This is a genomic window from Streptomyces sp. SBT349 (assembly GCF_001083795.1).
Classification (GTDB): domain Bacteria; phylum Actinomycetota; class Actinomycetes; order Streptomycetales; family Streptomycetaceae; genus Streptomyces.
The window spans coordinates 1-23,873 of record NZ_LAVK01000086.1; the positions used below are offsets into that span (position 1 = coordinate 1).

Sequence of the window (23,873 nt, forward strand, 5' to 3'; positions counted from 1 at the left end):
CGCCGTCACCGGGCCGTGGAGTTCAAGAAGTTCCTGGTGAAGATAGACAAAGCCGTACCGGCCGAACTCGACGTCCATCTGATCTGTGACAACTACGCCACCCACAAGACGCCCGCGGTCAAGGCATGGCTCGCTCGGCATCCCCGTTTCCACACCCATTTCACACCCACCGGCTCCAGCTGGATCAACCAGGTCGAGCGATGGTTCGGACACCTGACCGACAACCTCATCCGCCGCGGCAGCCACACATCCGTGCAGGCCCTCGAAGCCGACATCCGCAACTGGATCCGGACCTGGAACAAGGACCCCAAACCGTTCACGTGGACCAAGACCGCCGACGAAATCCTCAACTCCTTAGCTGAATATATCGCCAGAATTTCCGGCGCAGGACATTAGACACCGTGGCGACAACATCTTCCGTGGCGGACACCGTCCAGGACGACGGTGCCATCACGGCGAACGGACCTGAGGACGACTTCACTGACTGGCAGTCGATTGACTGGCAGGACGCGGAGGACGAAGTACGGCGGCTGAGGCAGCGGATCTTCACGGCATCACAGGTAGGGGACCTCAAGAAGGTCCGCAATCTCCAGAAACTGATGCTCCGCTCCCGCTCCAACACGCTGGTGAGCGTGCGGCGGGTGACGGAGATCAACGCTGGCCGCAAGACGGCAGGGGTCGACGGACGGGTTGTCCTGCTGCCCCAGGGGAAGGCCGAACTGGCCGACTGGATGCAGCACCGGGCAGCCCCATGGAGGCCGTTGCCCGTCAGGCGGGTCTTTATCCCCAAGGCCAATGGCCGTCAGCGCGGCCTCGGAATTCCCGTGATCATCGACCGGTGTCTTCAAGCCGTGACGCTGAACGCGTTGGAACCCGAGTGGGAGGCACGGTTCGAGCCGAGATCCTACGGATTTCGTCCCGGCCGTGGCTGCCACGATGCGATCGGAGCGATCTTCCTGGCCGCCAAGGGCAAGAGCCCGAAGCGCCAGTGGGTCCTTGACGCTGACCTGGCAGCGGCGTTCGACCGCATCGACCACGACCGCCTCATGGCCTCCATCGGACAGTTCCCCGCCCGGGGACTGGTCGAGCAGTGGCTCAAGGCGGGAGTGCTTGAGCGTGGTGTTCTCGCCCCTACCGAGGAGGGGGTTCCGCAAGGCGGGATCATCTCCCCGGCGCTGATGAACGTGGCCTTGCACGGGATGGAAGAGGCTGCCGGAGTCCGCTACCGGCTCACCGGTCCACGGGCTGGTGAACTCGCAGTAGGCTCGCCGACTCTGATCAGATACGCCGACGACCTGGTGGTGCTCTGTCACAGCCATGAGGAGGCCCAGCAAGCCAAGGAGCGGCTGGCCCGGTGGCTCAAGCCCCGAGGTCTGGCCTTCAACGAGGACAAGACGCGCATCGCGCACCTCGATGAGGGCTGCGATTTCCTGGGCTTCACCGTCCGCCGCTACCACGGCATGCTGCTGATCAAGCCGAGTAAGGCATCCATACGACGGATCCGGGCACGGCTCACCGCCGAAGTACTGGCCCTTCGGGGACAGAATGCGGCGGCGGTGATCGCCAAGCTCAACCCGATCATCAGGGGCTGGGCTGCCTACTTTCGGGGAGTGGTCTCCAGTGAGGTGTTCGCCTCGCTGGACAACCACGTGTGGAGGCTGGCCTACAAGTGGGCCCGGCACACACACCCGAACAAGCCGAATGGCTGGGTGACCTCCCGGTACTTCGGCCGGTTCAACGAGTCCCGGCAGGACCGGTGGGTGTTCGGTGACCGCGAGAGCGGCCGCTATCTCACCAAATTCGCCTGGACCCGGATCGTCAGACATCAGTTGGTCATCAAGAGGGCGTCCGTGGACGACCCGGCGCTGACCGAGTACTGGGCCTCGCGGCGACGCAGGAACAAGCCCCCGCTCAGCCCGCGCCTGCTGAGTCTGCTCCAAGGACAGCACGGCCGGTGCCCGCTCTGCGGAACACTTCTCCTGCACGCCGACCGGCAGCCGCAGAGCCCCCAGGAATGGGAGCAGTGGCTACGGGCGATCCGGACGGCGGTACGCGCGAACGCGCTCACCGCTGAACCGGACGGAAGCCAGTCCGACGATCCCGTCGCCTTCCGGCTCACCCACGTTAACTGCCACCGCTGACGCGGCGGCAGTGAACCACGGCGACCAGCCAATCTGGCTGCCCGTGCGCCTTCAGGGCCTGCTTGAGCCGGATGCGGTTAACGCCGCACGTCCGGTTCTGAGGGGGGTGCGGCGCAGCAATGCGCCGCACCTACCCGACAGACCGAGACCGCCTACGCGGAGTTGAAGTCCACGATCCTGGGCGGGCGGGTCCTGCGCGCCCGCACCCCAGGAGGGGTCGAACAGGAGGTCTGGGCGCTGCTGGTCGCCTATCAGACGCTGCGGACCGCGATGACGGATGCAACCGACAGCGTCCCGGGCACCGACCCGGACCGGGCCGGGTTCACCATCGCGCTGTCCGCCGCCCGTGACCAGCTCGTCCTGGCCGCGGGAATCATCGCCGACACCGTCATCGATCTGGTCGGAACCATCGGCCGCCACGTGCTGGCCGAACTCCTGCCCGAGCGGCGGGTCCGCACCAAAGACCGCATCGTCAAACGAGCGATCTCCAAGTACAACGCACGCGGACCCGCCATCGACCGGGCCACCTACAAGGCCACCATCAGCATCAACATGCTCACAACCGACCCATGACACCACCCAACCCCGCCCTAACTGAACGGCGTTGCTTCTAGAAGTCTCGATGGCATACGCCACCCTCTGTTGCCCGCGAGGCGTGGTTTTCAGGAAGGGGCCAGGCGTGAGGGCTGACGAGGACGGAGTAGTCGTTGTCGGTGCCCGCGGTGGCCTCGGCGAGGCCGACACCGGCCGACCGCCATAGCAACGCCCACAGGGCGGCCCGACGCAGCCCGGCGTCGTCGTCGTGGGCCTGGCGCAGGTTCGCCGGGCACTTCGATCCCGAGAGCGGCCAACGCCTCGGTGAGCTTGGCCTCATCGGTCATCAGAAGCCACCCTCCATGCTCTGGAAGCGGCTGAAGTGGAGCGCTGCCGCGACGGTGATGGTGCCGGTGGGGCCGTTGCGGTGCTTGACGATGTCGATCCGGTGATCTCGCCGCCGCGTTGGCCTGCGGCCTGGATCCGGTCCAGGGAGTCGCCGTAGCCGACACTGAAGGGCTGGAGGGTCTCGTCGTCGCGGGCGGTGGCGGCCTGGAGGACTTCGCGGCCGGCGGCGTCGACCAGGTCGGCGACCTCGCCCTGGCGTGCGTATCCCATCGCGGTGATGCGGGTCCCGGCCTGGACCAGGCGGCGCAGCACGGCCTGGTCGGAGACGATCTCGGCGTAGTAGCCCGCGTTCGCGGCGGTGGGCACCTCGTTGACGAGCTTGTGGAGGTAGCCGGCGCCGCCGACCTTCGCGAGGTCGCCGTGCTCCGAGGGTCGCAGATTTCTTGGCGACCGAGTTCACGGTTGCGGTTCCTAGGCGCTCTTACTAGGTGACGGGCCATCAGTGATTCCTGATGGGCCAGGGAGGGGAGTTCATGGACTGGACCACGGCGGTCGTCGCGATCAGTGCGGTCGTTGTCATGAAGGTGTCTGCGTTGATCGGTCTTTGGCTACATCTGCGGATGCGGCGGGACCAACTCAGGCATCGATGGATGGCAGACGCAGTAGCTGCCGTCGCAGAGGGCGGGCAGGCTGAGATCGCTGAGCAGGTGGACGATTGCTGCTTCTCGGCATCGGTACGGACCCCGACGCGAGAGAAGGAGCACATGGCGTGAGCGACGGTGACGCTGCGAGTTCAGCAGACCATTCAGTCGTTTCAGCAGCCGCGGCTCGTCATGATGATCTAGGTATGCTCACCCGGACGCGGCTCACGATCGACACGGAATTTTCGGAGTTCTACAGAGATAATATCCGCAAGTTGATCGGCTTCCTGCTCAATCATGGGGCGAAATTGCCGGTTGCGGCGGATATTGCGCAAGATGCGATGGCTGCGCTCTATCGGCGATGGAGTGAGATAAGGAATCCCTGGCCTTGGGTTTGCACAGTTGCCTCCCGGGCACTGGTTCGCAAGATTTCTGAGGTTCGCGAGGACCCCTTCGAGGATGTTCCCGAGTCGACTTCTCTGCTTCCACAGCCTGACACAATCAGCGAATGGGAGACGCAGCACGACGTGGGCCAAATGCTGCAACGTCTGCCACCTAGGCAGCGGCAAATGTTGGCTTGGACGTTGGCTGGCTACCAGCCTGCTGAGATCGCGGAACAGTTGCGTATGACACCCGAGGCCGTCAGGGCAAGTTTGATGAAGGCACGCCGGGCAGCGACAGCGTACTTCAGTACAGGAAAGGGGGAGAAGTGACTGATAACCTGGCGACCACTGCATACCAAGACGCCGGAAGTCAGCGTCTGAACAACTATCAGCGTAACCTCGTCGATGGCCTTGCCGCGGTGATCGATGTGGAAGCAGGCCTGGAGGAAATCCTGCTTCAGTCCCGCAACGACGCTTCTGTAGACAGCTTGATCACCGTCCTCGACGAACAGGCTGGCTTGCAGGAGATTCTCTCTCGCTCTCGCCACGATGCTCCCAAAGGAAGCGCCTTCGTTCCCTTCGAAGACACGGGCAGCCAGGGCACGGCACTGACGGACACCGGGACTGATCTGAGCATCATTTCGGCAGTCAGCGAAGCCAGCAGCAGCGACATCAAGGCGGCTCTGGTGCTAGCCACGACGAATGCGCATACTCGCATCAGGGTGCGGACTCATCCCGAGGTTGCCGCAGCCTGCAACAACCTTGCGAGAATCCGCACCTGGGCCTACCATCTCCGCCTCGACCGCGATCCCGGTACTGGTCTGCTCGGTGCTCTCGACCTCACATGCCACCTCACTAACGGGCTGGCGAATTCTCATCGCCTGTCAGTTGCATTGCATGATGCGCTCCGAAGCGCACTCGGAATCAGCAATCGTTACCACTACACGCTTATCCTTGGCCACGCCCTTGAACAGGCGCGCGGGGAGTTCCTGGTCTTCATGGAGGGCTCCAAGGAATGGGAAATCAACACGCCTCTCGGCCAAGGACCCGCTCTTGGCCGAGCACTGATCCTCGGCCGCATCCTCGATCTCGCCATTGCCCTCAGCTTCAGTCTCCAGCGCCAGCATCAGCGTGACCTCATCCTCGATCGCGTTCTAGCGCGAGCCCGTGCTATAGAGAAGGACATGGACGAGGTACGACGGGCTCTGAAGGTGGCTCTCCAACAGCACATCCCCTCTCGTATCAACCCGGCCTGGGTTGATGCCTTCCTGGACGATTTCACTACTTCCGACCTGCGCACCACCGACTTGTCAGACGTCGACCTGGAGGGGGTGCGCTGGTCCGAAAGTGGCACCTTGTGGCCGGCAGCCATGGACATCGAAGACCTAAAGATTCGCTCGGAGGAGACATTCGTCGACAGCGGCATCTACGTCATCCGTTCCGGCGCCAACACAGCATCGGCTGCCTGCCCATAGACAGTGAGCGACTCTGTCGGGGATCTTGGAGTTCTCGGGACAGGGGCTGTCTGTGGTTGGAACACTTCGGACGGTCCTGCGTGGTTTCGTCCTCCTGAGGTGATCAGTGTCCGTTCGTCCCCGGTCCGGTGCGGTGGTACCCGAGCTCACTGCCCGGATGGCGCGGGCCAGCAACCCCCGCGGCACCACGGCGATGTGGGTACGTGATCATCTCGACGGGCTCTGGGACGACAGGGACCTCGCCTCTTGGTACCCGCGCGATGGCCGTCCCGGACTCTCGCCGGCCCAACTCGCCACGGTCTGTGTCCTTCAGTTCTTGCTGAACCTCTCCGACCGGCAGGCGGCCGAGGCGGTGCGATGCCGGATCGACTTCAAGTACGCCCTGGGCCTGGAGCTGGACGACCCGGGGTTCCACCACAGCGTGCTGACCGACTTCCGTGATCGTCTGTGCGGGGACGATCGCGCGGACCAGCTGCTGTCGCTGTCGCTGGAGCGGATGCGGGAGGCCGGCATGGTCACCGAGCGCGGGAGACAGCGCAGTGACTCCACTCAGGTTCTCGCTGCCGCGCGGGACCTCACCCGCCTGGAGCTGGTCCTCGAAGCAGTACGCGCGGCGTTGGAGGAGACCGCTCAGCGGGCACCTGAGGTCCTGGACGGGCTGGTGGATGCCGAGTGGGCCACCCGCTACGGGCGCCCGGTGCGCCTTCCCAGCCAGCCGACTCGCCCTGTCACCCGGCTCAAACAGGCGGGTGCGGACGCCCGCCGACTCCTGGAACGCCTGACGCCCCACCAGCGGGGTCCTCGCGCGGAAGCGCTACGGCAGATCGTGGTGCAGAACTTCCTCCTCGACGCACGTGGCAGGTTACGTCCGCGCGCCGAGAAGGACGGGCAGCCCAAAGGGGCCCAGCGGATCGTCACGCCCTACGACTGCGAAGCCCGCCGCGCCATCCGTGGCAATACCCGCTGGAGCGGCTATCTGGTCCATGTCACCGAGACCTGCGAGGCCGGCGATGCGCAGCCCAACCTGATCACGGACATCGCCACCACCAAGCCGACCCGGGACACCGAGGCCCTCCCTGGTATCCACGCCCGGCTCCGGTCCCGCCAGTTGCTGCCCCGGCAGCACCTGCTCGACGGCGGTTACCTCTCCGTCTCGCTGCTGCACCGCTCCCTCCGGGACCACCGGGTCGAACTCGTCGGCCCGGTGAAGGCCAGCGGAGCATGGCAGAGCAGGGAACAGTCCGGCTTCACCCGGGACGACTTCTCCATCGACTTCGACCAGCGCCAGGTCACCTGCCCCAACGGCGAGACCAGCCACATCTGGCTCGAGCCACCGGCCATGGCGCCCTACACCGTGGCCCGGTTCCACCCACACCAGTGCAACCCGTGCCCCGACCGGTCTGCCTGCACCCGCGGCACCGCCGCCCGCACCGTGAACTTCCTCTCCCGCCCCCTCCACGAGCTCCAGGCTCGAAACCGCACAGACCAGCAAGACTCCCAGTGGAAACGGCTCTACGCCACCCGGTCCGGCGTCGAAGGCACCATCTGCGAGTTCATCAACGGACACCAGGCCCGACGCAGCCGCTATCACGGCATCCGCAAGACACACGTGCAGCACGTCCTGACCGGCATCGCGATCAACATCGAACGCCTTGCCTCACGCACAACTCGACACCCCCACCGCCCTCGCTCCCCCACGACCTTCCAGCAGTACCTCAACACCCGCGGCCTGAGTTGGGAATGCTGGTGGCGACAAGGCAAATGAGGTCATGCTCAAGATCCCCGACGGAGTCGCTCAGTAGGTCGTCGTCGCTCACGGGTTCATCGAGGAGCCAGGCTGGCCGTCTGGAGGACGTCGCGCAGACCGCCAGCGCTCTGCGCGACGCACCCGGCCCCGACACCGAGGCCCGGCTGTCCGCAGCGCTGCGCCCGGTCTCGATACCGAGGCCGGGCGCAGCGAGACCGGCAGGGAATGAGCGCCGAGCCAGCCTCCTGGCCTGGGGCAGACGCGCCCATCGGCCCCGGTGGGGTTTTTGACACCGGCCGCCCCTGGGGGCCGGTTGACCATGTCCGTGGTGCTTGACGAAAGGCTTGCCATTCTGGTCAACCACCGCTTTTGACCTGCGATTGACCAGTTGGCGGCGGTCGTCGTCAGGAGCCGCGCAGGAAGCGGCGGGCCAGGCGGCCGCGGTCGGGCTGGGGGTTGAGTTCCTGGCGACAGGCGGCGCAGTGGACGCCGTCCGGTGGCGGGGCGTGGCGGAGGGCGGGGTCGGTGACCGGCTGGTCGTCCTGGCGGCGGCGGCGGCAGCGCTGGCACGCCTCGCGTTCGGCGGCTTCACGTTCGGCCAGGGTGCGGGCTTTGGCTTCCGTCACGCAGCCTGCGCACAGGTGCCGCTGCTCGTCCCAGGCGGCGTCCCGGCTCCGGGTGTACGTCCAGCGTTCGTTGGTGAACCTGGCGCCGCACTCGGTGCAGGCGGGGCGTTTGGCTTCGTGGGCGGCTTCCTGCTGGACCTGGTACTGCCGGGCCCGTTCCTCGTCGCGTGCCCAATGGCAGGCGAGAGCGAGGTCGCGGCGGGGGTTGCCGATGGCGTCGTGCGAGGTCTGGGGCTGGTCGCGGCCGGCACGGTGGAACACGCGGCCGGTCGGGCCCTGGTCGCGCAGGGCGTCGATGGTGATGAACAGCAGCGGGATTTTGTCGTCGTAGTCGTGGAAGCCGCCCGCCTGGTATTCGTCCTCGCGCTGCCGGCGGCCCGCCCAGTGCAGGCGCGTGCGGTCGGCGACCAGTTCCCAGGACGACTCCGGTGAGCGGGGTCCGAGGCGGTGGAAGACCAGCAGCAGCGGAGGCAGCGGGCCCGGCGCGACGCGGGTGCCGTCCGGGTGTTCCCAGCGGGTGCGCCACATCGCCCGGGGTCGGCCGTCGACGTCCTTGACGCGGCGGCGCAGGAACCGCGCGTACTTGCCGAGCTTGGTGGCGATGCGCTGGGCGTCCATGTGGCAGGTGTCGACCTCCACGAACAGCAGCGGCACCTCCGCTTCGGGGACGGTGAGGACGGCGTCGGCCTGGGCGCCGCCCCGGCCCGCAGTGGCCCACGTGCCGGTCGCGGGAAGCGGCACCTCCGTGGCCCACGACTCGACGGTGCCGAACCCCACCGGCTCCGCCCGGGCGGCCTCCACAGCGCCGTGTGGCGCGTCCTGGAGCCGTGTCAGGTCCGGGGCTGGCCTGGAGAGTGTCCAGATGGTCTCGCCCACGCACAGGGCGTGCGGGGCGCCCGTGCGGCCCACCCCGCGGGCAAGGCCGCCAATCTCCTGGACCGGCCGCCCGAGCTCGGCCGCAGCGGCCTCCAGCCCCTGCGGGGTGAGCGACCACAGCTTCTCCCCGGCACGGGAGTGGCCGGCCTCCACGACCAGGCCGTGGCGCTTGAGGTCCTGCGAGGCCGCGCGGTGCGGGCGGGTGCGGGCCTCCTTCCGCGCAGCCTAGGTCGGCTTGCCGGTGTGGCGGAACGTCAGGGTGCGGCGCGGCCAAGCGCTGGACCTGATCCGCCGTCGCCACCTTCAGCACACCCAGCACCCGCAGCACATCCGACCGCAACGCGTTCGACGACCCGCCCGGGTTCACCACCCGTCTCCCGCCCGTCACCGGCCCTCGCCTCCCCTTCCTCACCCAGCGCCCCACCCCAATAGGGGTGTGACAGTCCGGTGCAATGGCAATTCCCGGCGCTGAACAGGCCAAACAGCACAGGGTTGACCAACCGGCTCGGAAGTGGCGCCGGAAGCGGGAACACCCCCCTTGCCGGAAGCGCCCCCCAGGGGCTTGACCATCACCGCAGCAGCACACTGCGGCCAAGACCTCCCGGGGCGCCACCACCTGCCAACGAGAGTGCCAACCGTCGGCACCGGCAGCAAGCAAGGTGCCAGCAGTTGGCGGCAGGGCGGCAACGACTGGCAACTGGTGGCAATCGCTCGCGCCGAAGCGCCGCGGCCCGCGGCCCTGCCCCCCCGCTTCTCGCCGGGGGCGTGACCGGGACACCGGCCCTGGCAACCGACTCCCTAGCGACCACCCACAGAGGGCGCCATCCGGTGGCGCGCTCACAGGAAGGGGGTTCCATGGGGAACAAGAGGCGGCCGTCGCGAGCAGCACGGCGCGCGGAGACCCGGTACCGCTCACGGTCGGCGGCGGCCGGTCAGGAGGTCGGCCGCGGCTTCCTGCACGGCCTCGGGGCCGCGCTCGCCCGCGTCCTGGTCGAACTCGGCTGGGGCGGGTAACCGACCGGGCGCCCGGCCCCCCTGGCCCCCGGCGCGCGACGCGCCGAGGGCCAGGGGCACGGCAGGGGGCGAGCAGCTACTCAGTAACGAGTCTTGATCCACACCGCGAGCAGACCCACCACAGCGGTTCCTGCGGTGTAACTCACCCCACGTACGAACTGGGCCAGGGCCAACCGCCGCCAGCGTCGCCCCGGCCACCGCACGGTGCGATGTGCCGGACGCCCCCCGGGCCCCTGGCTGTCGGTTTCGGCTCTACGATGCACCATGTGTCCTCTCTCTGATCCCAATCGGTGATGGCACAGCGAGGGGAGCCCGCAGCCCAAGTGGCCTGCAAACCTGGAGGGTTGCGCGGCTCCCTCACGTGTGTCTGCTGAGGGTATATCCGGCGCTCGACTAACCCGTCTCGCTCTTATCGCTATACGGCGTATGCGTGGGCGGCTCAAAGCGTCAATTCACGCGCTGCGACAGATCCTCCCTCCTGTCCCAGCGTTCTGACCTGGCACTTCTCCCCCGTGCAGCAGTGAAACCAATCACTGTTACACGGGGCGGGCTTCAGATGTTTTTTTCGGTCTGCGCCTCGAGCGCCTGCCAAGTTCTCCCTGCTTACGGCGTCGTTGACAGGCGAACACGCCCCTCCTCAGGACGTTCAGCAGATCGTTCGCCGGGCCCCGGGGGGATCAGCCCGTTGGTGACCGGGGCCACGGCCTGGCGATCAGCTTCCCGGCGCGCGGCAGGGGCGCACGGCGAGGTTTCGCACGCCCCGTGGGCCTGGTGGCAGCGTCCCCGGACCGCAGGCGGGACCATCGCCGAAGCTGCCGGAACTCGCAGCCGCTGCCGTGGCCGACCGTGCCGTCCCAGTCCTTGTCGAGGCGGCGCTGGCGCCGGCGTGCGTGGCCATGGCCGTACAGGTGCCCCTGACACCTCTGAGTCTGGGTACACCCAGGAAGGGCCAAAGCGGCGCCTGACCTGCATGTTGGCGATCTGCTGGGGCTGCCTGTCTAGCGGGTAGCCCGGTCGGCTCCCCACCAGACGGATACGCGCGCAGCCCGAACTCCACATACATCCAGCTCTCCCAGGCCTCCCACAGGCCCAGGGCAGCCGTACGACCAACGCCGCAGCCCTTCCCGGGCATTGACACAACCACTACGCTCCAGGCCTCCCACCGGAGCGAAGCGACGGGCTGGAGCAACGCCTCGGCCGAATCCGGGTCCGGACCGCGAGCCGGGCGCGGTCCGCGCGGACACCGACCGCCGGACCCGAGTCCGGACCCGAGTCCCGACTCAGGTCACAGTCCAGGCGGCCGGCACACCGGACAGACCATGGCCCCGTCCGCGAGGGCCTGGCGGACCTCCTCGCCAGCCGCGGGCCGGGTGACACCCCGGGGCGCGGCGCAGTCCCCGCGGTGCACCACCACCACGTCACCGCCGCCGACCGGCTCCTCGAGGAGCCACGCCGAGAACACTCCGGCCGCAGAATGGCGTCGGGATCACCGTCCCAGTGCGTCCAGCGCCGGAACACGCCATGTACGCCAGTCCAACCCTCCGGAAGAATTAGCAGATGCCCCTGAGCGGAGACGCCTTCAGTCGGTTCAACCATCCCACTCCGACGCGGAACACCGCGGGAACCGGCCAGTGGGTCGCCTGCGACGAGTCGGGGTACGGCGGCGAGCAGCTGATGAACAACGGCCGATATCTGGTCTATGCATCCGTAGCCGTCGACGATGCTGTGGCCGGGCCGATCGTGCAGGAAGTGAGAGAGCGGGCCCGCATCCAGCAAGGCAATGAACTGAAGTTCCGAGCTTTCAAAGAACGCAAGGTCAGACGGGAGGTGCTACGTCAACTATGGGGGCCCGGAGGAGCCCTCGAAGGGCGATGTGCCGTGCTGGTGGTGGATAAGCAGTATGCCACCGTGGCGAAGATCGTGGACCTGCTGCTGGAGGAACAGGCTCATGCGGAGGGCGCCGACCTGTATCAGGACCGCGAGGCACGACGGCTGGCCCGGGTCTTGGCGCTGGATGGGCGCCGGGCACTGACGCCCCCGGGCTTCCGTCAGCTGCTTCAAGCGTTCATCGCCTTCGCCTCGCAGCGTGCTCTTGGCAACGAGGCAGCCATGACTGCGGCGTTCTTCGCCGAACTCGAAGTAGCCTGGGCCGCCTCCACCCGCAGACCGGTCACCGAGATTCTCTATCGCCTGCGCAGCACCCGCCCGCATGGAGACGTCCTCCATGTCAACGCTCACCAGTTCCCGGCCCTCGAGATGCTTGTGCCCTGCATCGCCGATGTCGCCCGCCATTGGGTCCATCGCGTGCGTGGGCCGGTCAGCGTCCTGACCGATGAGCAGCGGTCCTTTACCGACGAACGTCTGTCGTTCCTCGCCAGCGCTGTGCGCGTCACCTGGGGCGCGACGCCGTCCTCGCACATCCCAGGTATCGACCTGCGGCACCTGGTACGCGGCAGCTCACAAGACCACCCTTCCATCCAACTCGCCGACCTCCTCGCCGGCGCCACTGCGGCTGTCGCTGCCCGACACGCTGGCATCGGCTCCCCTGCGGGCGATGATCTGTGGCAGACGGTGGTCCCTCTTATCGTGGACGACTCTCTGCTGCCCTATGACGAGGCAGCGTCGCTCAGCGCCCCAAACGCGGCGCCCTGGTGACCCAGACCAGTGTCGCAGGTCTCGACTTCACAGTTCGATCACGCCGTGTTCCCGACTATGCTCAACCGATGGCGCGTTCGTGGACCCGACTTCATGCCCACCTTGGTCTGCCACCGGGGGAGGTCACTTTCGACATGGTCCGGCAGGCCGTGAACATGGGCGTCGAGGAGACCGACGATCTTGACTGGAAGCAGAAGCTTCCTCAGCAGCCACACGGTGGCCGATGGAATGAGTTCGCCAAGGACGTGGCTGCCATGGCAAACACCCGGGGCGGCCTTCTTGTCTACGGTGTCAGCGACGACATCGAGCTGGTGGGCATCGATCCCGAGCAAATCAACGAGCAGCGGCTAACGGCCTGGGTACGCAACCACGTCCAGCCCTATGTCGCTGGCCTCGGCCTCCACATCCTCACCGGGCCAGACGGCGTCAGCATCCTGGTCGTCGATGTGCCAGCCAGTGAAATGGCGCCCCACCTGGTCTACGGCTCCGCCGACAGAGACAAGGAGCAACAGGCCGCTGTCGTCCCCTGGCGGGACGGCTCACACACGTCCTGGATGCCCGAGCACCGGCTTGCTGGGGCCTACCAGGACCGGTTCGCCCGTCAGACTCGCGCGTACGAAGAGCTCCAGCAGCACATCGAGCACGCCACCGATCTGGTTCTCGGGCAGAGCCCTCCGGGCCGTGCTTGGTTGGTGGTGGCCTGCCGGCTCCAGCGTCCGGTCCCAAGAGCCGTTCCGCCGCTGAGCCGAGAGACAGCCCGCGGCGTTCTCGAAGGCGCGGTTCGCTCATCCTGGGTGATACGCCCGGAACACCTACGTGGCCACCGAGTCCTTACTTCCGACGCTAATCCCCGGCCTGGACTCCGTCGGTGGGTGATCAGCAACTTCCTCACCTCGGCCGATGCAACGGGTCTGCGTCCTGTGATCGCTGAACTCCACCATGACGGCACCGCTGTGCTGGCTGTGGACCTCTCCTGGAAAGCCACCGCTGGACTGGATGGCGTTCAGGTCGACCTGCCGGTGCGGAGCGATGCCATAGCCACAGCTGCCTGCGACATCGTCGCTTTGGCTGACGCCTTCCGTCGCGCCGCGCTCGCGGACAGCGCCTTCGATGTCACCGCCGTCATCGGCGCGACGCTCCCCCTGAACCGCGACGAACGCCTCGTTCCTGTCGTCACGAACCAAGGCTTCGCCGAGCTTCCCGAGTATGCCCGACGGCCTCGGCACATCCAGCCAGTGACCACTGAGCTCCCCAATCCAGCCGACCACACCGTCCTCCGTGCCGCCGCCGATGAACTCGCCGCCGACATCCTCAACCAGTTCGGTCTCACCCCCTGACCGAACTGACCGAGCAGGCGCTCGGCGTCGGCATCACAGTCCGGGCGGCCGGCACACCGGGCAGAGCGCGTCCCCGTCCGCGACAGCCCGGCGGACATCCCCGGCCGCCGCAGGCTGGCCGCCAACAGCAGGCGCAGCACCTCGACGGTCGGGCGAGTCATACGAACGGGATCTACCACGCGACCTACACCACCACCCCGGCTGGCCGTAGGCCAAAAATGAACTAGGACCACTCAGCAGTAGCAGCGAAATAACGAACGACCACCGACACTCTCGTGCAGACCACCAGCGAGAAACGAGTTGACCAGACCAGCACGGTCACCCCGTGGCTTCACCAAGGCAGTGACGTCAAACGTGACAGAACCCACTAAACAACGAGTCAACGAGCGCTGCCCGAGCAGCGAGCCGACTGGCAGGGCTGCTCACGGCGTCCAGGGGCCGGGTCATCCGCTCCAGGGGACCCGTGCGAGAACGAGTCCGCGGACGTCGACGGCGCCGGACGCCCGGAGCCGGAGTGCGACGTGCTGGAGCTGGGATCCGCTGGTGAGAACGTCGTCGACGAGGAGGATCGTGGCGCCCTTGATGTCGTTGGTGTCCCCGGTCCACGTCAGGGCGGCGGCATGCGCGGCCGCAGCCGCGCGCTTGTCGTCCAGGTTCTTGTTGGCGGAGCGGGGCGTCTCGGTCGTCTTGATCAGGCGGTGCGCGCCGGGTGTGCTGACCGGGAAGGCGTGCGTGACGTCCTCGGTGTAGGCGGCATCCATGATCGTCTCGATGTGCTGGATTGGCTGGCGCCCGACGTGGGTCGGGTTGCCGACGACGTGGTCGATATCCCGCATCTGCTCGGGGTGACTCTCCATCCAGCCGACGAGGAGCCGCCCGAAGATCATCGCCCAGCCGTGCTTCCCCTCGTACTTCAGTTTGTGGATCTTGTCCTTGAGTGCTCCGGAGTACACAGCCACCGCGTCGACGCGCGAGAACCCCCGCTGCGCCTCCGACAGCCCGCACAGCCGGTTGCTGCACTGCCCGCCGGGCGCGAGGGCCTGGGAGCAGAGCGGGCAGTGGGGGTCGGCGATCGGTTGGAGGGTACGGTCGGCGCAGTCGGAGCACAGGCGGGCGGTGCCGGTCAGGACATAGGCGCACACCGGGCAGTCGGGGAAGCCTGCCGGGGCCGGGAGACCTGCGGTCACAGGTCGGCCAGGGCGAGCTGCTGGCGCTGCTGGCCGGCGCGCTGGATGTCCGCGGCCCGGCCGAGGCGGTCGGTGATGTCGCTGGAGGCGGTGACCAGGATCGCCTTGTTCTCGTCCAGCATCTTCTTGGCCCAGGGCTGGGTGTCGGCGAGGGAGCGGATCAGGAAGACGAGCTTGCCGTGCTCGGCGGCCAGGCGGGCCTGCATCTTGGCGCCGGAGGTGCTGGAGGCCTCGATGACGACGCTGCCCAGAGTGGTGCCGGAGGTGACGACGTTGCGGCGCGGGAAGGTGTGCTTCGCCGGCGGGCTGGTGGGCCAGAACTGGCTCAGCAGAGCCCCGCCCGCGTCCAGGATGGCCCGTGCGAGCGGCCGGTTCTCCGCCGGATAGATCGGGGCGGCGATGCCGGTGCCCATGACGGCGAAGGTTCTGCCTCCGGCTGTGAGGGCGGCCTGGTGGGCGGCGGCGTCGATCCCTTTGGCGAGACCGCTTGCGATCACGACGTCGTGCTCGGTGAGCTCGCGGGCCATCCGGGTCGCCCGCCGCAGTCCGTCCTCGGAGGCCTGGCGGGTGCCTACGACGGCGATGGAGCGGGCATCGCGCTCATCGAGCTCGCTGCGGTAGAAGAGGAACGGCGGCAGATTGCCGATCATGCGGAGGTTCGCCGGGTAGTCCTCGTCGAGGACGGTGACCATGCGGGCGCCGGCCTTGCCGGCTGCGGCCAGCTCGTCGTCCACGCGGGCCCGGGCATCGCCCAGGCCCGCGGCCAGGGCCTGCTGCAACAGGGGGCGGTTCTTGGTCGCGGCGCGCGAGTCCTCGCGCAGTTGTCCGTCCATGAGCGCGGCCAGGCCTTCGGGGCTCTGGGCGCTACGGGCGAGCAGGCTCCAGTCGAGGGAGGTCTCGCCGGTGCGCAGCGCGCACAGGGTCAGTAGATCGTGCTGGTCAGCGGTGATATCGAGGTCCATCGGGTGTCCTTCTACTCGTGGCCCCGGGATGTTCGAAGGATGAAGTGAGGTTCTCGGGCCACTTCCATCATGGCGTACGCGGCCCTCGTACGGGCGGGAAGGGTGCGGCCGAGTCGATCGTCGCTTCGGCTTGCCTGGCCGGAGGACGGCTCCGAGGGCCGGATGGCGTGCAGGATCAGTGGGCGCTCTGCCCGGCGGCGATGAAGTGGGACATCGTGGCCTTCAGAGCATCGTCGGGGCCTGGGCCCGCGGCTCCTGTGACGGGCGTCGTCACAAAGTTCGTGGCTGCTAGGTGGTAGCTGACCTTGTAGGGGTCGATCGTCGTGCCGGGGCGCAACTGGTAGGCAGTGTGGCGGGAGGCGCCGTACTTGCCGATGGTCAAGGCGATGACCTGTGCCACGTTGGCGCTGGTCAGGAGGGTGCGGGCCCACTCGATGGACTTGCCCTCGGTGGTGAAGTCGTCGAAGACGATCACCGTCTTGCCCTTGAGCTTGCCCCGGTACTTGGGGTTGATGCGGACGGTGCGGACCTGGGCGCCGATGGAGATGTCCGCCGTGCTCGCCTCTCCTTTGCTCCTCCTCCACCGTTCCAGGCTGGTGTCCGGTGCCTGACCGACGCGCTCGAGAAGGTCCTCTCGGTAGTAGGAGCCGACCATCACCTTCGCTTTGGTGAGGAAGCCGGCGAGTTGCTGGCTGACCTGGCCCGGGGAGCTGCTGGGGTAGACGCAGAAGAAGCTGCGGTGGGGCAGGGTGCCGTCGAGGTAGGCGGAGGAGAGCAGGCGCAGCATCAGGATGTCGCGGGCGTCCTGAGTGCCGACGGTGATGGTGCGGCTGCGGGTGAAGACGTCCTGGAGCTCGAAGGTCCGGCCGAGGGCCTGGGGGAACCGCACGTTGGGAGGCAGGAGCGAGCGGATCTTGAAGGAGCGGGCAGTGTCGTCATGGCTGAAGGCCCAGCGGGGCTCGTCCAGGAGGAAGTGCTCCAGGAGCTCCCCGACATCCGCCGGCTCGTCGGCCGACAGGGTGATCATGCCCTTTCCGTTGCGGACGTGGTCGGCCCAGCGGGCGAGGATGTGGACGACGCCGGCGTTGATGCCGGTGCGCCAGTCCAGCTCCGAGGTACCGACGAGCACGATCTGGTTCAGGCGCAGCCTGAGGCGCTCGGCAACCGTCTGGAGCCAGGCACCGCTGCCGCGGTTCGGCATGCCGGGGATGTCGTCGCGGGACAGGTGAAGGGCGGGCGCGGGCAGGCCAGCGGCCGTCAGGGCTGCCTCGGCGTCGATCGGGTCGGTCGTGAGCAGCACGAAGGAGATGTCGTGTTCGTCGAGCCACTGGAGGAAGTCGGCGATCCCGTTGTGGGCGCGCCCGGGCGAGCGCAAGACCGCCTTGTGGTCGATCACGACCGCGCGCACCGTGCCGGTGTCCTCCATGCCCGCCCCCGCTGCCCTTGCACCGTGATCATGATCTGATCCTCTTGCCATGATCTCAGCCGTAGTGGCCGCGCACCCACGGTTTCCGGATCCTCCCCTCCATACTCGCGGCGAACATGAGGAGGAGGCTCTGGTCTTCCTGCTCCGGGCGAAGGGCTGAAGAGCAGCGCCGTCCGGGGCCGGGTCGGTGCCGGGGGGGGGTGAGCGTCATGCCGAGGCCGGGGTGAGGCCGGCGGCCTGCCAGGCGGCGGTGACCTCCTGGTAGGCGGTCTGCCAGGCGGCGCCGTGTCGGCCGGTGAAGTGGGCAGAGACGATCGTCCGTGCGGCGGGTGTGTCCAGGGCGAGGACGGCCAGGACGCGGTCGAGGTCGGCGGCCAGACCAGCGGGGGTGATGCCGCGCCATTCGAGCAGCAGGTCCAGGAGGTCGAGCAGGCGGTCGGCGTCGTCATCGTGGTCCACGGCGCGCTGCACCGCGGAGCGGACGCGTTGCACAACGCGTGCACACTGCCCGGCGGCCGGAACACCAGATCCAGGGCGAGCACCGGGTCGCGGATCTCGCCCGGGTCCCGGCCCAGCACCGTCGCCCGCCGCGCCACCACCGGCGTCTCCCCCGCCGCCAGGAGCCCGGCCTCGATCCGGTCCGCGTCCGGATGCCGCCCCTTCCCGAACAACAACTCGGCCTGCCGCTCCGTCACCGCCTCACCCGGCACCAGCCCCAGCGCGGCCAGGCCCGCGCCCGACCACACCCCCGGCGGAACACCTGCCTCCTCCTGCGCCGCGCGCAGGGACTGCCCCGCCCCGCGTCGCCCGTCACCCACCATCACGCCGCGGAAGTAATACCGCCACCCAGACCCCAGGGAGACCTTCGCAATACTCAACATCCACCCAGCACACACCCCCGCAGGCGACGAGAAGGCCCACGGCAGCGGCCCCTCCCGCCGGGCGGGAGAACCCCACCGCGCAACTTCACCCGCGTCCCACCGGACGGAGCCAGCAGGCGCCGCGAGCAGCGCCGTGCAAAAGCTGCGCCCCGGAGATCGCTTGCCTACCCCGGCTGGAACGCGTCAGCACGCGGCCAACACGTGACGCAGCAGTCCTACGGAGTCGGGCCGTCCTTTGCCTGCCCGTCCGGCAGCACCACGCGCACCAGCGGCCCATCGGCCGCCGGCGGCCTGTCCACGTCCGCGTTGGTGGCCACGCACCCGACGCTACGCCGGAGGCCGAACGAAGGGCTTGACCAGGGCTTGCCGCTGCTGCTGAGGGCGGAACGCGGCTTGGAGCATCTCGGGGATGGCGCCGATTGTCCTGGAGAACCGGCACTTGGCGCCGCCTGCGGGCCGAGATGCTTGACCGGAACGCTGCTGTACGCCGGTCGGTCACCGACCGTAGTCTCCCAATGGCTACATACCATCCAGGGGAGGGTAAATGCGTACAGGATCGCGAACAGTACGGTCGTTAATGGTGATCGCGCTGGTCGCCGGGGGGATCACCGCCGCTACAGCGGCACCGACCAGCGCCGAACCCATCACCAAGCAGGCCTGTCGAGATAACCCCATCTCGTACCGGACCACCAACTACAACGGAGAGCACGAGTGGCCAGCGAGGTCAGCAGGCTTCGCCACGACCGGCCCGAACTGCGTCGACATCAACGTCAGGCCCAACCAGACCGTCAGCGTCCGCACGTGCTTCTCAAGAACAGCGTCGTGCAACAGCTGGCGTTCTATCCCCGCCAACACATGGGGCCTGGCTGCCACCAACGTGCTGGACGGAACCGACTACTGGCTCGAGTTCAACCGGGACAGCACCGGCCAGATCGCCGACTGACCGCGAAACCCGAGAGCGTAAGAAGCCGTTGCTCTATCGATCATGGTGGGCATGGGTTCGAGTGGGGATGCCTGGTCGGGTGGTCTTGTGTCGGTGCGTGCATGAAGACAGGGCCTCTGGTGCAGCTCGGGGTTGTTGAAGCCAGGAGCGCGCCCAGGAGCCCTGTTGTCACAGTTTTACGCTGCTGCGTCGGCCTGGTCCAATGCGGCTTCTCCTTCGTGTGACTGCCTCGCGCACCGGTTCGGGAATGCGGGCGGTCGTCCGGATCGGCAGCCCCGGTATCCGTCGGACATGACGGACGCCGAGTGGGCCGCGGTGCGGGACCTGCTGCCGGTGCCGGGGTGGTTGCAGGGCAGGGGCGGGCAGCCGGAGGGTTACTGCCACCGGCAGATGGTCGACGCGGTCCGATACCTCGTCGCGGGCGGCATCACGTGGCGGGCGATGCCCGCGGACTTCCTATTAGTTACGTGGAATCACGCGCCGCGGGATGCAGCTCGTATCCTGCGGCGTCCCCACGTACTGAGGAGATCCGTTGGGCAGCGCGGTGGTGCTGGAGGAGAAGTGGCCGGTCCTGGGCCGGCATGAGCGAGCGGCCGAGTGGCTGCGGGTGTGGACGGATCTGGGACGGGCACCCCGGACGATCGACGCATATGCGCGGGGACTCGCTGAGTACTTGCTGGTCTGCGAGCGAGACGGAATCGACCCGCTCGTCGCGAAGCGTCTGCATGTGGCGGCGTTCGTGAAGGAGCTGGCAACGCGGCCGAGCCGTCGAGGAGGCAATGTCGTCGTTCTTGACTCGGGCGCCGGCTTGGCGAACGCGACGCTGCAGCAGCGGCTGGTGCCGGTGCGGCTGTTCTACGACTACCTCATCGAGGAGGGCCTGCGGGAGTCCAATCCGGTCGGCCGCGGCCGTTACACACCTGGACGAAAGTTCGGCGGTCACCAGCGAGGGCTGGTGCCTCGGCTGACGAAGCTGCCGTGGATCCCGAGCGAACAGCAGTGGCTCAACCTGCTGGACGTCGCGCGCGAGGAGCCGGTACGCAACCGCGTCATGCTCGCCCTCGCCTACGACGCGGCCCTGCGACGCGAGGAGCTGTGCTCGCTGCGGACCGATGACCTCGACCCCGCCCACCGGACTCTCCGGATTCGGGCGGAGACGACGAAGGCGCGGCGCGAGCGCGTCGTCCCCTACTCGGCGGCGACCGGCGTCCTGCTGTCCGGCTACCTCGCACATCGGGCCACGATCAGCCGGGCCCGAGGACCGCTGTTCTTGTCCGAGTCGCGCCGCAACTACGGCCAGCCGCTGACCCTTTGGACCTGGTCGAAGGTGATCCGGCGCGTCGCCCTCGCTGCCGACCTGCCGCGGTTCTCGACCCACACCACGCGGCATCTGTGCTTGACCGACCTGGCCCGAATGGGCTGGGAACTGCACGCCATCGCCTCCTTCGCCGGGCACCGCAGCACCGAGTCGACGCTGACCTACATCCACCTCTCGGGCCGCGACCTGGCAGAGAAGCTGAACCGGGGCATGCAGCAGATCCATTCCTGGCGCGTGGAGATGCTCACCCGTGCCGCCCATGTCTCTGAGGCGGTCGCCGAGTGACCGCACAACCGAGTACGGCGGCCACCGGGCCGACAAGCACTCCGACCTGGGCGTCGCTCGTCGGCCTTGCCCACTATGACCGTCGCGGCCTGCTCACCGAGGCTGAGGCGGAAGCACTCAACATGCTCAGCATCGATCAGCTTCGGCTCGATGGTCTCAATCTCGACGCAGTACCGCTTCGGCCGGTGGCCCGGCTGGTGAGGCCGTTGGTGGACGCTCTCGCCGGTCTGCACTGGCCACCGGACGACCGTCATCAGCGGCGGTTCGCGCGGGACGCGGCCGGGCTGGTGCTGATCCGCTGCGGCGAGCTTCGCCGAGCCTTCTGGGGCTGGTCAGCGGACGACTGGGTGCACCTGATCAACGCCAGCGGCGCCGACTTCCGGCACTCATGGGGCGGCCAGATCGGCCCCAACGCCCGGCCCTTCGTGCTCATCTACGCTTACCTGCTCGGCGAGTTCACCGCCTTCGACCGGCTCGGTCGCTTCATGCGGCCGACCCTGGCCCGTCGGGTCTTCGGGGCCGATCTCGTCGACGATGCCGTCCGGCGGATCTGCAGGGTTCTGGCCGGCTGGGGCTATCGCCGTGACGCCGCCAAGTTGGCCGCGGTGATCTGCCAGATGCTGCTGCTGAACCGCAGTCCGCTGCTGGAGGACCTGTCCACCGAGGCCCTGGCCGCGCTGCGTGTTCACCCGGCGATGAGCGGGCAGTGGGGCAAGGACCTCTACGGCCTTCACCGGGCGGTCGCGGCACTCGGCCACGCGGACCCGCCACCGTCTGGGCATGAGGCCGGACCGGCCGCGATGGAGGGAGTTCCAGCCCCGTGGGCGGCGTCGGTTGAGCATTGGTACGCGACATCGACGCTGACTCCGAAGATCCGCAGAGGTTACCGCAGCGTGCTCGCGAAGATCGGCCGCTGGCTGGCCGCCGAGCACCCCGAGATCACCGAGGCCAGCCAGTGGACCCGCCAGACGTGCGCGTCCTGGGTCGCGGCGGTGGACCGGATGGCCGTCGGCGACTTCTCGCAGTGGACCCATGGCATGCGCTCGCAGAACCACCTGGGGAAACCGCTCACGCCGCAGACGAAGTCCGGTTACCTCAAGGTGCCCCGCGCGTTCTTCCGTGACCTGCACGAATGGGAGTTGATCCCACGCAGGTTCGACCCGGCCCATGCCCTGAGAACCCCGCGAAGCGTTCGCGCCCTGATGGGGCCGGACCCGCGAGTGATCGCCGATGACATCTGGGCCAAGCTGCTGTGGGCGGGTCTGAATGTCGAGTCCGGCGATCTGCCGACCGCGGACGGCCGCACCTATCCGGTCGAGCTGATCCGGGCCATCACCTTGACCTGGCTGTTCGCCGGTCAACGCAGTGACGAGATCGCCCGGTTCCGGGTAGGCTGCATCCGCTGGCAGCACGACGGCTTCCCGATCCCCGGCGATTCCGGCGAGGTCCTTGCCCGCGACGCCGTCTGCCTGCTGGACGTGCCCACCCACAAGACCGGCACCGCGTTCACCAAGCCCGTCGACCCGCTCTTGGGCCAGGCCATCGAGGCATGGCAGGCCGTCAGGCCCGCCCAGCCGCCGATGCTCGACCGCAAGACCAACGAGTACGCCGACTTCCTGTTTGCCCACCGGGCCCGCCGGGTCGCCAAGCACTACATCAACACGGCGATCATCCCGATGCTCTGCCGCAAGGCCAGCGTCCCCACCGTCGACGTCCGCGGCAGCATCACCAGCCACCGGGCCCGGTCCACCATCGCCAGTCAGCTCTACAACGCCAAGGAGCCCATGACACTCTTCGAACTGCAGGAATGGCTCGGTCACCGGACTCCCGAGGCGACCTCGCACTATGCGAAGCTCACCCCGAACACGCTGGCCAGGGCCTACAACGACGCCGGCTACTTCGCGAGGAACGTGCGCACCATCGAAGTCCTCGTCGACCGCGACGCGGTTGCCTCCGGCGCCGCCGCCAGCGGCGAGCCCTGGCAGTATTTCGACCTCGGCCACGGCTGGTGCACCTACACCTTCTTCGAGCAGTGCCAGCACCGCATGGCCTGCGCACGCTGCGACTTCTACACGCCGAAGGACTCAAGCAAGGGCCAACTGCTGGAGGCGAAGGAGAATCTGCAGAAGATGCTGGCCAGCATCCCGCTCACCGACGATGAACGCGCCGCCGTCGACGACGGCCAAGCCGCCCTCGACCAGCTCCTCGAACGACTCACCGACGTCCCCACCCCCGCCGGGCCGACACCTCGGCAGATCGGCGCCCCGGCCACCGCGGCACTGCTGCCAATCGTGGACATCACCAATCCGCCTGAGAAGCGTGCTGGAACATGCGACATCGCAGGTTCTGCAGCGGGAGGATGCCCGGCATGATCTATGACTACGACGGCAGCCAGGTCCTCTTCCGGCAGGCCAAAGCCCGAGCCCTGTCGGCGCGTCGCTTCGCGAAGGATGCCGCTGAAGAACAAGCGCGCGAACGCTCTGGAATCGAACGCAGGCAGCGTGAACGCGATGCCGTCATCGTCACCGTTGCTCTGACGCAAGCCGCCGCTGAGGGCTATGCCAACTGGGTGCACATCCAAGCCGGAACAGAGGACAACGTCTCCTGGGTCAAGCGGTGGGAGGAACTGCCCACAGCGGCCGAGGCCATGGGCCGTCCAGCCGGATCCGTCCTCAGCACGGAGAAACGCGAGTTCCTCAACCTGCTCGGGGCCTGGAGGAACGCTCTCCTGCACGCGGACGCCAGGGCACGCGACCGGCTGCACGAAATGCTGACCAGCACCGGAGCCTTGACCTCGGTGACATCTGAGATTGACCTGCTGACCGCTGACCTGGCGGAATCGGTGGTCAAGAAGGCCGACGAACTCTTCCGCTGGGCCCAAAACCTGACCAGCATCCAAGCGCCGTTCCTCGACCATGCCTGGGTCGCAGAGGACGAGCTGCTGAGTTGACAGTTCAGATTCCACAGAACCGTGTGGGACCGCGTCTACGCGTTCTGGCGGCGCTGGCGCGACAAGGGATGGATCCAGGAACTGCACGACCGGCTGCGTGACCGGGTCCGTCAGGCCGGGGGGCGGGATCCGGAGCCCACCGCG

At 67.8% G+C, this 23,873-nt stretch carries 21 protein-coding genes and 2 pseudogenes; 15 read left to right on the forward strand and 8 right to left on the reverse strand.

Annotated features, from left to right (window positions below):
* The 3 genes from ADY01_RS13365 to ADY01_RS13375 form a co-directional block, all read left to right on the forward strand.
* The coding region (locus tag ADY01_RS13365; RefSeq protein WP_049571350.1) for an IS630 family transposase at positions 1–396 on the forward strand (396 nt) is incomplete at its 5' end.
* 23 nt (positions 397–419) lie between these two features.
* Positions 420–2,141 carry a group II intron reverse transcriptase/maturase gene (gene ltrA, locus ADY01_RS13370; protein ID WP_049571353.1) on the forward strand — a complete coding sequence of 574 codons (1,722 nt, stop codon included), beginning with the start codon at positions 420–422 and terminating at the stop codon, positions 2,139–2,141.
* 162 nt (positions 2,142–2,303) lie between these two features.
* On the forward strand, positions 2,304–2,714 hold the full coding sequence (locus tag ADY01_RS13375; protein ID WP_234320203.1) for a hypothetical protein: 411 nt from the start codon (positions 2,304–2,306) through the stop codon (positions 2,712–2,714).
* A 557-nt stretch (positions 2,715–3,271) separates the two neighbouring features.
* On the opposite strand, the pseudogene ADY01_RS41815 reads toward ADY01_RS13375, so the two are convergent.
* A pseudogene (locus tag ADY01_RS41815) lies at positions 3,272–3,437 on the reverse strand (DnaB-like helicase N-terminal domain-containing protein); the annotation flags it as partial.
* Positions 3,438–3,556: 119 nt separating this feature from the next.
* Here ADY01_RS41815 and ADY01_RS13385 point away from each other — a divergent pair.
* From ADY01_RS13385 to ADY01_RS13395, 4 genes are all read left to right on the forward strand, one after another.
* Positions 3,557–3,796, forward strand: a complete 240-nt coding sequence (locus ADY01_RS13385; RefSeq protein ID WP_159001184.1) for a hypothetical protein — start codon at positions 3,557–3,559, stop codon at positions 3,794–3,796.
* The gene (locus ADY01_RS36970) at positions 3,793–4,377 is read left to right on the forward strand and encodes a sigma-70 family RNA polymerase sigma factor (protein WP_159001185.1); all 585 of its coding nucleotides are present in this window, start codon (positions 3,793–3,795) and stop codon (positions 4,375–4,377) included. Before ADY01_RS13385 ends, ADY01_RS36970 begins: the two co-directional genes overlap by 4 nt.
* Positions 4,374–5,522: a hypothetical protein gene (locus tag ADY01_RS13390; protein ID WP_049571360.1), complete on the forward strand. Its 1,149-nt coding sequence runs from the start codon at positions 4,374–4,376 to the stop codon at positions 5,520–5,522. The genes ADY01_RS36970 and ADY01_RS13390 overlap by 4 nt, the downstream gene beginning before the upstream one ends.
* 157 nt (positions 5,523–5,679) lie before the next feature.
* Positions 5,680–7,287, forward strand: coding sequence for an IS1182 family transposase (locus ADY01_RS13395; protein WP_234320204.1), 1,608 nt, complete (start codon positions 5,680–5,682; stop codon positions 7,285–7,287).
* A 386-nt stretch (positions 7,288–7,673) separates the two neighbouring features.
* Here the strand turns inward: ADY01_RS13395 and ADY01_RS13400 are convergent, their stop codons facing one another.
* Entirely contained in the window at positions 7,674–8,924 is a 1,251-nt protein-coding gene (locus ADY01_RS13400) for a replication-relaxation family protein (RefSeq protein WP_053170784.1), read from the reverse strand.
* 702 nt (positions 8,925–9,626) lie between these two features.
* Here ADY01_RS13400 and ADY01_RS39090 point away from each other — a divergent pair.
* A complete protein-coding gene (locus tag ADY01_RS39090) occupies positions 9,627–9,785 on the forward strand; it encodes a hypothetical protein (RefSeq protein ID WP_159001186.1) in 159 nt (52 codons plus the stop codon).
* A gap of 1,285 nt (positions 9,786–11,070) precedes the next feature.
* Here ADY01_RS39090 and ADY01_RS41820 read toward each other — a convergent pair.
* On the reverse strand, positions 11,071–11,247 hold the full coding sequence (locus ADY01_RS41820) for a DUF6233 domain-containing protein (protein WP_420715687.1): 177 nt from the start codon (positions 11,245–11,247) through the stop codon (positions 11,071–11,073).
* Positions 11,248–11,342: 95 nt separating this feature from the next.
* On the opposite strand from ADY01_RS41820, the gene ADY01_RS13405 reads away from it, so the two are divergent.
* Both ADY01_RS13405 and ADY01_RS13410 read left to right on the forward strand, forming a co-directional pair.
* Positions 11,343–12,440 (forward strand): DUF3800 domain-containing protein, encoded by a 1,098-nt coding sequence (locus tag ADY01_RS13405; protein ID WP_159001187.1) that lies wholly within the window; start codon positions 11,343–11,345, stop codon positions 12,438–12,440.
* A 68-nt stretch (positions 12,441–12,508) separates the two neighbouring features.
* A complete protein-coding gene (locus tag ADY01_RS13410; protein WP_063784215.1) occupies positions 12,509–13,777 on the forward strand; it encodes a helix-turn-helix domain-containing protein in 1,269 nt (422 codons plus the stop codon).
* A gap of 443 nt (positions 13,778–14,220) precedes the next feature.
* Here the strand turns inward: ADY01_RS13410 and ADY01_RS40525 are convergent, their stop codons facing one another.
* From ADY01_RS40525 to ADY01_RS38110, 5 genes and pseudogenes are all read right to left on the reverse strand, one after another.
* Positions 14,221–14,964 (reverse strand): ComF family protein, encoded by a 744-nt coding sequence (locus tag ADY01_RS40525; RefSeq protein ID WP_234320205.1) that lies wholly within the window; start codon positions 14,962–14,964, stop codon positions 14,221–14,223.
* Positions 14,961–15,926, reverse strand: coding sequence for a DNA-processing protein DprA (locus ADY01_RS13420; RefSeq protein ID WP_049571374.1), 966 nt, complete (start codon positions 15,924–15,926; stop codon positions 14,961–14,963). The genes ADY01_RS40525 and ADY01_RS13420 overlap by 4 nt, the downstream gene beginning before the upstream one ends.
* Positions 15,927–16,101: 175 nt before the next feature.
* Positions 16,102–17,352, reverse strand: coding sequence for a phosphoribosyltransferase (locus tag ADY01_RS13425; RefSeq protein WP_049571376.1), 1,251 nt, complete (start codon positions 17,350–17,352; stop codon positions 16,102–16,104).
* 207 nt (positions 17,353–17,559) lie between these two features.
* Complete coding sequence (locus ADY01_RS39770) at positions 17,560–17,811, reverse strand: hypothetical protein (RefSeq protein ID WP_199826225.1); 252 nt, start codon at positions 17,809–17,811, stop codon at positions 17,560–17,562.
* Between the two features lie 38 nt (positions 17,812–17,849).
* A pseudogene (locus tag ADY01_RS38110) lies at positions 17,850–18,173 on the reverse strand (relaxase domain-containing protein); the annotation flags it as partial.
* A 637-nt stretch (positions 18,174–18,810) separates the two neighbouring features.
* Here ADY01_RS38110 and ADY01_RS36010 point away from each other — a divergent pair.
* The 5 genes from ADY01_RS36010 to ADY01_RS13450 all read left to right on the forward strand — a co-directional run bounded on the left by ADY01_RS36010 (position 18,811) and on the right by ADY01_RS13450 (position 23,729).
* Positions 18,811–19,176: a hypothetical protein gene (locus ADY01_RS36010; protein ID WP_053170787.1), complete on the forward strand. Its 366-nt coding sequence runs from the start codon at positions 18,811–18,813 to the stop codon at positions 19,174–19,176.
* Positions 19,177–19,467: 291 nt separating this feature from the next.
* Positions 19,468–19,761: a transposase gene (locus ADY01_RS36980; RefSeq protein WP_420715688.1), complete on the forward strand. Its 294-nt coding sequence runs from the start codon at positions 19,468–19,470 to the stop codon at positions 19,759–19,761.
* On the forward strand, positions 19,709–20,779 hold the full coding sequence (locus ADY01_RS13440) for a tyrosine-type recombinase/integrase (RefSeq protein ID WP_049571382.1): 1,071 nt from the start codon (positions 19,709–19,711) through the stop codon (positions 20,777–20,779). The genes ADY01_RS36980 and ADY01_RS13440 overlap by 53 nt, the downstream gene beginning before the upstream one ends.
* Positions 20,776–23,151 carry a tyrosine-type recombinase/integrase gene (locus ADY01_RS13445; RefSeq protein ID WP_234320206.1) on the forward strand — a complete coding sequence of 792 codons (2,376 nt, stop codon included), beginning with the start codon at positions 20,776–20,778 and terminating at the stop codon, positions 23,149–23,151. The genes ADY01_RS13440 and ADY01_RS13445 overlap by 4 nt, the downstream gene beginning before the upstream one ends.
* A complete protein-coding gene (locus ADY01_RS13450; RefSeq protein WP_049571386.1) occupies positions 23,148–23,729 on the forward strand; it encodes a hypothetical protein in 582 nt (193 codons plus the stop codon). The genes ADY01_RS13445 and ADY01_RS13450 overlap by 4 nt, the downstream gene beginning before the upstream one ends.
* Positions 23,730–23,873: the final 144 nt, after the last annotated feature.